Origin of the sequence: Candidatus Merdisoma sp. JLR.KK011 (assembly GCF_036941125.1) — a bacterium.
Lineage (GTDB): Bacteria > Bacillota > Clostridia > Lachnospirales > Lachnospiraceae > Laedolimicola.
In genome coordinates this window covers 782106-790000 of the sequence record NZ_JAYWSZ010000003.1, presented here as the reverse complement: position 1 = coordinate 790000, position 7895 = coordinate 782106, and the positions used below count along the sequence as shown (strand labels likewise).

General features: G+C 48.8%; 10 protein-coding genes (1 of these 10 only partly in view). 2 read left to right on the top strand and 8 right to left on the bottom strand.

The window, feature by feature from the left end; all coding sequences use genetic code 11:
* The 8 genes from VV089_RS04650 to VV089_RS04615 form a co-directional block, all read right to left on the bottom strand.
* A protein-coding gene (locus tag VV089_RS04650; RefSeq protein ID WP_172540358.1) for a PTS system mannose/fructose/sorbose family transporter subunit IID crosses the window boundary here: on the bottom strand, window positions 1–362 show its 5' end (the start). The gene continues 505 nt to the left of window position 1, outside the view; only the first 362 of its 867 coding nucleotides appear in the window; it begins with the start codon at window positions 360–362; the stop codon falls past the left edge of the window.
* A gap of 2 nt (window positions 363–364) precedes the next feature.
* Window positions 365–1147, bottom strand: a complete 783-nt coding sequence (locus tag VV089_RS04645) for a PTS sugar transporter subunit IIC (protein WP_172540357.1) — start codon at window positions 1145–1147, stop codon at window positions 365–367.
* Window positions 1148–1335: 188 nt separating this feature from the next.
* Entirely contained in the window at window positions 1336–1824 is a 489-nt protein-coding gene (locus VV089_RS04640; RefSeq protein ID WP_172540353.1) for a PTS system mannose/fructose/N-acetylgalactosamine-transporter subunit IIB, read from the bottom strand.
* A 75-nt stretch (window positions 1825–1899) separates the two neighbouring features.
* Window positions 1900–2808 carry an N-acetylmuramic acid 6-phosphate etherase gene (gene murQ / locus VV089_RS04635; protein WP_334335110.1) on the bottom strand — a complete coding sequence of 303 codons (909 nt, stop codon included), beginning with the start codon at window positions 2806–2808 and terminating at the stop codon, window positions 1900–1902.
* Between the two features lie 5 nt (window positions 2809–2813).
* Window positions 2814–3494, bottom strand: a complete 681-nt coding sequence (locus VV089_RS04630) for a PIG-L deacetylase family protein (RefSeq protein ID WP_172543710.1) — start codon at window positions 3492–3494, stop codon at window positions 2814–2816.
* Between the two features lie 20 nt (window positions 3495–3514).
* Window positions 3515–4453 (bottom strand): GNAT family N-acetyltransferase, encoded by a 939-nt coding sequence (locus VV089_RS04625; protein WP_334335109.1) that lies wholly within the window; start codon window positions 4451–4453, stop codon window positions 3515–3517.
* A 391-nt stretch (window positions 4454–4844) separates the two neighbouring features.
* Complete coding sequence (locus VV089_RS04620) at window positions 4845–5558, bottom strand: GntR family transcriptional regulator (RefSeq protein WP_172542768.1); 714 nt, start codon at window positions 5556–5558, stop codon at window positions 4845–4847.
* A gap of 75 nt (window positions 5559–5633) precedes the next feature.
* Complete coding sequence (locus tag VV089_RS04615) at window positions 5634–6536, bottom strand: class B sortase (protein ID WP_334335108.1); 903 nt, start codon at window positions 6534–6536, stop codon at window positions 5634–5636.
* Window positions 6537–6790: 254 nt separating this feature from the next.
* On the opposite strand from VV089_RS04615, the gene VV089_RS04610 reads away from it, so the two are divergent.
* The gene (locus VV089_RS04610) at window positions 6791–7153 is read left to right on the top strand and encodes a helix-turn-helix domain-containing protein (protein ID WP_172542766.1); all 363 of its coding nucleotides are present in this window, start codon (window positions 6791–6793) and stop codon (window positions 7151–7153) included.
* 84 nt (window positions 7154–7237) lie between these two features.
* Window positions 7238–7636: a bacteriohemerythrin gene (locus VV089_RS04605; RefSeq protein ID WP_172542772.1), complete on the top strand. Its 399-nt coding sequence runs from the start codon at window positions 7238–7240 to the stop codon at window positions 7634–7636.
* The last annotated feature ends 259 nt before the right edge of the window (window positions 7637–7895 follow it).

Sequence of the window (7895 nt, the reverse complement as noted above, 5' to 3'; positions counted from 1 at the left end):
ATGGGAATGATGGTTGCCACCCACAGAGAATCGCCGATGGCCGAAGTAGGCCCAATCAACGCAGTCTTCACACTTCCGATAATCTCCGGCGTACACTCGCCATTTGCATTGGCCTCCTCCATGCCGCAGACAATGCCGTTGCAGATGGAGCCCACCTGGGCCTCTGTATTAAAGAGGGTCACATGGCGCTTCAGCGCCTCTGCTTTTTCTTCCTTCGTATCATAGAGCTCCTCTACCACCGGAGCCATGGACTGTCCAAAAGCCATGCCGAGCATGCTCTCCGCCTGCTGTGAGCAGCCGTTCCAAAAGAACCAGTTCCAAAAGGATTTCTTTAAGGTCTTTTCACTGATTTTCTTTGCCATTGTTATTCCCTCCCTGACAATTTATCTACAATCACAAAATAGAGGACTGCCGTTATCACAGCCACGACTGCCACTCCCATCATGCTCAGTCCAAAATAGGTTACCAGAATAAATCCAACCAGGAAAACAGCAAAGTGGTACTGCTTTTTCAGAAGGAAGGACAGGATAATTCCCATTCCCAATGCAGCCATCATGCCGCCGAACACTCCCAGGAGCGTAGTCACCCATCCAGGGATCATGCTTGCGAAGTCTCCCTGGCCGGAGGCCGCCGTCATGGAGCTTAGCACAATCACGGCCGGAATAAAGCGGCAGGCAAAGCCGATGAGCTGCCCAAACACTACATTTGGTATGTACATTTTCTTTGTCTCGCCGGCCTCCGCATACTTGTTGGCAATGCGGTTCAAAGGAAGATTGAGGGCATAGGATACGTTCCACATTACGCCGCCCACCAGGCCGCCGATCCCTGCAAACAGCACCGCCAGGCCGATAACCTCCGTAGTTCCCATGCCTTTGCCGAATACCAGCGCTCCGGCTGTGCCGATGTAGGTTGCATAGGATAGATCCCAGGCAACGGCGCCGCCGGGAGTCACATTTCCCATGTACATGATTTGCAAGGGCACGCCTACCAGCATGGCGGTTGGCACGTCGCCCATGATAAGGCCTACTACGAAGGAGGCCACCAGGGGTCTTCCCAATGTGTACCAGCCTATGGTATTGCCTACAATGGAGCCGATGGCTCCCAGATATACAAATAGCGCTATTAAAATGATTTGAACTGTATTCATGCTTTTCTCCTATTCTAAATCGCTGCGCGATAGCACTAAAGTGCAAAGTCCCTTCGGCCCACCTGTAATGAGAGGAACTTTTATTCGAAAGGACTCTCATAAAAGTTCCTCTCGTGCGCCTCCTCGACTTTGCCGTCCAGCAGATAATTTTTTTCGTTCTCAGCTGGACTATTTATAGTTCTGTAATATCAAATAGTCTCTTTGAATGCCTTCCAGGTCACCTTGGAGGCGTTGGGGAGCTGGTGGAACACAATATCCATTCCTCTTTCTGCCAGATTGTCCAGAAGCTTCACGTCTGCCTCGCTCAGATAAAAAATACCTGTGGCACCGCTTATCTTGTGAACTGTATCCGGCCGCTTTGCCATATTTCCCAGAATCAGCTGCTCACAGTCACTGATATTGTCCCCAAGCTCCCCAAGCTTCTCCGGCACTTTTACAATGACCAGACGGTTTTTATCGCTCTTTTCTTCCAGGAGTGCATTCGCCTCTGCTGTGGTGACAACATTTGTCACGTAATTCTTCGGCACTCCCATGGTAAGAATCGATTTCAGCACAGGATTCTGCGCGCTGGCATCGTCCACTGCTATGATTTCCTGGATTTTAAGCGTCGGGCACCAGGCCACGATGGTCTGACCGTGAATCAGCCTGTCATCCACCCGTACATATAACTTTCCCATTTCCAATCTCCTATTCCAGTTCCGTAATATCCTTCACAGTCCACTTGTTATGAAGGATATTACTGTTTCCAGTTCCTATTCTATAGATATACATTTCCGCACAAAGCCTTTGTTCTTCTTCAGCAGCTCCGCCGCCGTTTCCCGGTCTGTTCCGGTGAGAATCATTACAATGGCTTCCTTTGTGGAATATTCCGTTTCCTTAAGAACCTCCTCTGCTCTCTCGTAGCTGCAGCCTGTGCTCTGCATCACAATTCCCTTGGCGCGCTCCACCAGTTTCTGATTGGTTGCCTTCATATCCACCATCAGATTGCCGTACACCTTCCCGATGCCTACCATGGAGGCAGTAGAAATCATATTGCAGATAAGCTTCTGACAGGTTCCGGCCTTCAGCCTGGTGGAACCGGTGAGAATCTCCGGCCCTGCATTTACCTCAATGGCAATCTGGGCAAGCCCGGAAATGACGGCTCCCGGATTGCAGCTGATGCTGATGGTTCCGGCTCCCGCCAAAGCCCCGTACTTCAAAGCTCCTATGCAGTAGGGCGTTCTTCCTGAGGCCGCAATGGCACATACCACATCCTCTTTTTTAAGCCCGAGCTCCTTTAAGTCCTCCGCAGCCAGGCTTTCCGAATCCTCCGCCCCTTCTACGGCCTTGATGAAGGCTTTGCTTCCTCCTGCAATGACTGCCTGAACCTCGTCTGCCGTAGAAAAAGTCGGCGTGCACTCTACCGCGTCCATAATTCCGATTCTTCCGCTGGTTCCGGCTCCCGCATAGATGAGTCTGCCGCCTTCGTTCAACGCCTGCACCACCCGGGTAACAGCCTTTTCAATCTGGGGCAGCGCCTTTTCTACTGCCTTCACGGCCCTCATGTCCTCCTCATTCATAATGCGGATGATTTCCCCGGGCTTCAGAAGATCCAGATCCATAGTCTTAGGATTCCGGGTTTCCGTGTTCAGGTGGCTGATTTTTACCTTTTCTTCACTCATAATCCTTACCACAGCTCATTCTCGATGAGGCTGGCATACATATAATTCACCGTAAAGCCGTTGCTGCCGCACTCGATCTGACGCACCTTTCCATTGGTTGTATAATAAGGAATATATGGAAAATCATTGATTTCCCCATTAAACACCTGGTATTCCTTAAGTCCCAGAAACCACTGCTCCTTCTCCTTCTCACTCAAGACAAAATACGCCTGGGGCAAAAAGCCTACGAGATCCTCAAAGGTCTCCCCGTACAGAAGGCGGATGGGATTTCCCTTTCTCCGCAAAGCCTTCACGGCGGCAGTTACCGCATCATGGGTATTGATATGTCTGGGATGCATGGAACCTCTCCAATGGGTGATTACCAGCTCCACCTGCTCCTCCTCAAAATATTTCTCAAGCCTTGCCGCGAATTCCTCTGTGGACGGCATACTGCTGGAAACATAGCCCAGCCAGATGGTATCGCCCCCTAAGGCTTCTGCCGCCTTCCGGTTCTGATCCAGCAGGGATTGGAGGTATGCTGCCTTCGCCTCTTCTGTGGCATCCGGATCCTCCAGCCTTCCCTGGGTCACATGGATGAAGGTGCAGTGCGCCCCCTCCTTTGCATATTTCAGCATCAGCGGGCCTCCCATAAGCTCTGCGTCCAGGGAATGGGCCCCAATGCTGACAATACGTCTAAGTGCCGCCATAAATCAAACTCCCTCCTTTCCTACAACTCCTTTTTGTAGGATGTAAAGCTCCGGAACACATGGATTCCATGCCGCTCATAGTAGCGCCGTCCCGGTTCATCAGTAGAAACAAAATACATATGGTAAACTCCTCTTTTTGCCATCTCAAGCTGTGCAAAATCAAGAAGAATACTTCCAAGCCCCTCATTTCTCATAGCTTTATCAATGCCAATGGGGCCGAACCGCATAGGGTTGCCGTCAATCATCCGCATACAGAAGCCGCAGATATTTCCTTTAGGGCTTAACACCAGTAGAATCAAGTCCTCTGCTGTGCCGTTCTGCATGGCAATGAGCGCGTTGCGCTTCCAGCCTCCCCCAAACTGGTTCTTGTTAAATTCCAAAAGCTCCAGCGCATACTCATAAGTAAAATTAATAAAACGATAGCCCTTTTTCTCGGCAGCCTCCATCTTTTTCTCTGCCTCCGGGCTCATCTGGTATCCGTGGAGATCCTTACACATGGAGTAATCCTTTTTGCCGGAAACGTATCCCAGTTTTTTAAAAAATGCAGCGGCGTTTGGGTAATTCTCCTCGTCCACCCCTGGGAAAAAGTAGCTGGGACTGTAGGCGCTTAAGGTGATATTCTCTGCGCCGGCGCGCTTCATGTCCTCCTCCGCCCGATTTGCCAGGGCAGTGCCGATTCCCCTTCTTTGAAATTCCTCCGCTACAAACATCACTACAATCCATCCCCGCTCCGGCTCCAGGCCGCGTTCCATATAAGGAAACTTCCTGCGCATCCCCAGGCAGAAGCCCACGGGCTGTTCCTCCTCAAGAGCCACATAACAGAGGGACGGATCAAAGTTTTCGTCAAACAGCGCCTGCCTGCGGAATTTTTCCACGGTAATGGGATCTGCATGGAGCGTCCGGTTCCACAAAGCCGTGACTGCTTTTTCATATTTCTGTTCATAGGTTACGATTTTCATTTCTTCCTCCTATAAAAGTCGCTGCGCGACAGCACTAAAGGGTAAAGCTGCTTCGACACACCGGTAATGAGAGAAACTTTTATTCGAAAGGACACTCATAAAAGTTCCTCTCGTGCGTCTTTGCAGCTTTACTGTCCAGCAAAATTTATTTTTCAAAAACACTTGACATTTCTTAGCCGGACTATAAAAGTCGCTGCGCGACAGCACTAAAGGGTAAAGCTGCTTCGACACACCGTTTCTTAACTTAATATATTAACATACTGTATTTTATGTGTATATAATATATTAAGTTAGAGGAAATTGCAATAGAAAAGTAAAAAAAAGGCAAAACCACCAAATCGGCGGCTCTGCCTTTGTACACTTTGCCCTAAATTTTAAAACTCAGCATCCTTTAAATCTTGATTGTCACATTGACGGAATACCAATCCTTATGGAAGTAGGTCTCCGAATATTCCACCACCTTGTCCTCGTCGTTGTAGGCCGTCCGCTTGATGAAGAAGGCGGAATTGCCTTTCGGTATTCCCATAAGCTCCGAGATATGGGCATCCGTCACATCCCGGACGGAATAGTTCTCCACAGCCCATGTGGGCTTCCTGCCCATGGCATCCAGGGTTTTGTAGAAAGATTTCCGTTCATAAATCTCCTGGGCCTGCTTAAGGCTTAAAATGCGGCTGTCTATATAAGAAATATGGTATGCCACCGGCTCCTCATTTGCCATGCGGACGCGCTTTACCCGGATCACGGACTGCTCCGGCGGAATGTCAAGAGCTCCCGAAATCCGCTTATCGATGATCTCCTCTATGGCATCTACATAGAGATCAATGACATACTTCTGCTCTAACAGCTCCTCGCTGAAGCTTATGGAGGTCAAGGCCCGTATCATCTGCTTTTTGGCCACAAAGGTTCCCACGCCCTGGACCCCGTTTAAATACCCCTGGCTGATCAGATCGGAAAATGCCCTGCGCACGGTAATGGTAGACACGCCGTAACGCTGCTTGAGGACGGATTCGCTGTCAATCCGATCTCCCGGGCGCAGGCGTCCCTCCTTGATGGCTTCTATGATGTCTTCCTCGATCTTACGGTACTTCACATCTTTTGCGCACATATGAACCTCCGGATATTTTCTTTTATTAATATGCTAACATAGGTTCCGGATTTGTCAAGAAGATTTTCCTGTATTTTACTGCTCCTCTGCCGTTTCCTTCTCATATTCACCTGTCAGCACTGCCGTTACCAGAAACCGGTTATTGGGCCTTCCTCCGATGCAGGTGGACAAGGTCAGCAGCTTTTTTCCAAAAGTTACCTCCATGTCCTCCCTTATATTCCCGGGGGACGCTTTTAATTTTGCAAGGAAGCTTTCAAAGGATTCCTCATTTCCAAAATCATATAGTCCCGGAAGATAATCGTCCGAAAACTGCACTGCCGCAAAAATCCGGTACAACAGCGTCCGATCCGGCAGATGAATGTAGATATAGGGCTGTTCCTCAAAAAAGGCCGCATTTCCATAATCATGGAGGCTTCCGAACATGGTGTCATTTCTCATGTTATGGCCGTATAGGATGGTCTGGGGCGCCGAGAAGTCCCTGGGGTGTATGGGTTCGGAGTAGATGCTTCCCGGAAGGCCCGATCTATGATCTATGGTGTGGTTCAGATAATACTCATCTCTTGTGGGATGCTGCAGAACCGGGTAGTCCACCTTGGTTCCCGGTATGTAAATCCAGGCATAGACATCCCGGTTCTGCTTTTTCAGGGATGTAAAATCCACGGTATTTTCTATGCGCAGGGAGGGATCTACCTCCATCGACTGCTCTTCCTCTGCGGCAGCCGCTTCCTCCTCTGCCGCCCGGGCGGCTGCGTCTGCCTTCGCTTTCTGAACCTTGGCTGTCAGCGCCATCTGAGGCCCCGCCCCTCCCTGAAAGCTTCCGCCCTCTTCCCCTAGGAGAATCGCCAGCATTTCCTCCGCCTGGCCGCTTTTTACGCTGTAATAGGCCGCAGCAAACAGCAGAACCATAAGCAAGGTTCCCAAAAGAAGGAAAATCCGTTTCCTGGCCTGTTTTCTTTTCTGTCTGATTCTCTCGTTCATGGCAATTCCACAATTTTATCCGAAATATTGAACAGCTCTTATTTTTATTATATGCGCAGCAGGAAAACTTTTCAATAGAATCAATGGCAAAACAGCCCGGAAGCTTTGATTTATAATAGGAAAGCAACTCATAATTGCGCAATAGCTGGTGGATGTAAGCCGTGATATCTGGTAATATAAGTCCAGAGAAATAAAAAAACGCGGCGTTTGTATTCTTTAAAGTCTCAAAAATATAACAGCGAAGGAGGAATCGCATGTATATTGCAACTTTTCATATCATTACGGCACTTATTATCCAGCTTATTATCACCGGAGCAATCATTTATCTTTTCTTTCTGCTTGTGAAGGCGTTAAAAAAATATCTCAATTCCAAAGAAGTACGGGAAGAAAAAAGAGAGGTGCAGAAAACCCTGGGCGAAGCACTGAAGGAACATCGGCTTCGCTGTGGTATGACCCAGGAATTCGTTTCCGAAGCCCTTGGCGTCAGCAGACAGGCCGTCTCCAAATGGGAAAACGGAACATCGGATCCAAGCACCTCAAATTTACTGGCTCTCACAAGGCTTTATGGAGTCTCTGCAGAGGAATTGTTAAAAAATATTCAGCTAAAAGAAGAATAAAGAGATGGAATTTTTTGTACAGGCATGCTATAATGGGTAAACAAAAAAGCAGGAATTAAAGGAGGATTTCACGTGGTAAAGTATATGGAATTTACAGATGATCTGGTAACAGGAAACGATCTCATCGACGGGCAGCATAAGGAGCTCATCGGGAAGATCAACGATCTTCTGCGCACCTGCGAGACAGGGGACGGCAAGGTGAAGGCTTTAAACACACTGGATTATCTGGAAGAGTACACCAATTTTCATTTTTCCCAGGAGGAGGCTCTCCAGGAGGAGATCGGTTATCCGGGTCTTAAGGAGCATAAGGCAAAGCATGAGGAATTTGTACAGAGCATTAAGGAGCTGTACGAGATGCTTGAGGAACAGGAAGGCCCCACAGACGCCTTTGTGCAGCAGGTGAATAAAAATGTAGTGGACTGGTTTGTCAATCACATCCAGGGCTTTGACCGGGCAGTTGCGGAGTATAAGAAGCAGAATTAGTCCTGGACTTCTGCCGGGGATCCCAAAAGCCGGGAAAGGCTGCCGGAGCAGACGGCGGACTGTGAAAACAGCCGCCGGCCTCTCCGGCTTTTTTCTTTTTTGTCTTACGATACATCGCATTCTTACATTTTCCATGTTTTTTCACGCTTCCCTCTTCCTTTAAAATTCCAAAAAAACCACTAGACTATTTCCCGAAATTATGAGAAAATGTAATCAAATGCGACAAGCCCTAGAAACCCTATGGCGGCCGCTTAAGATT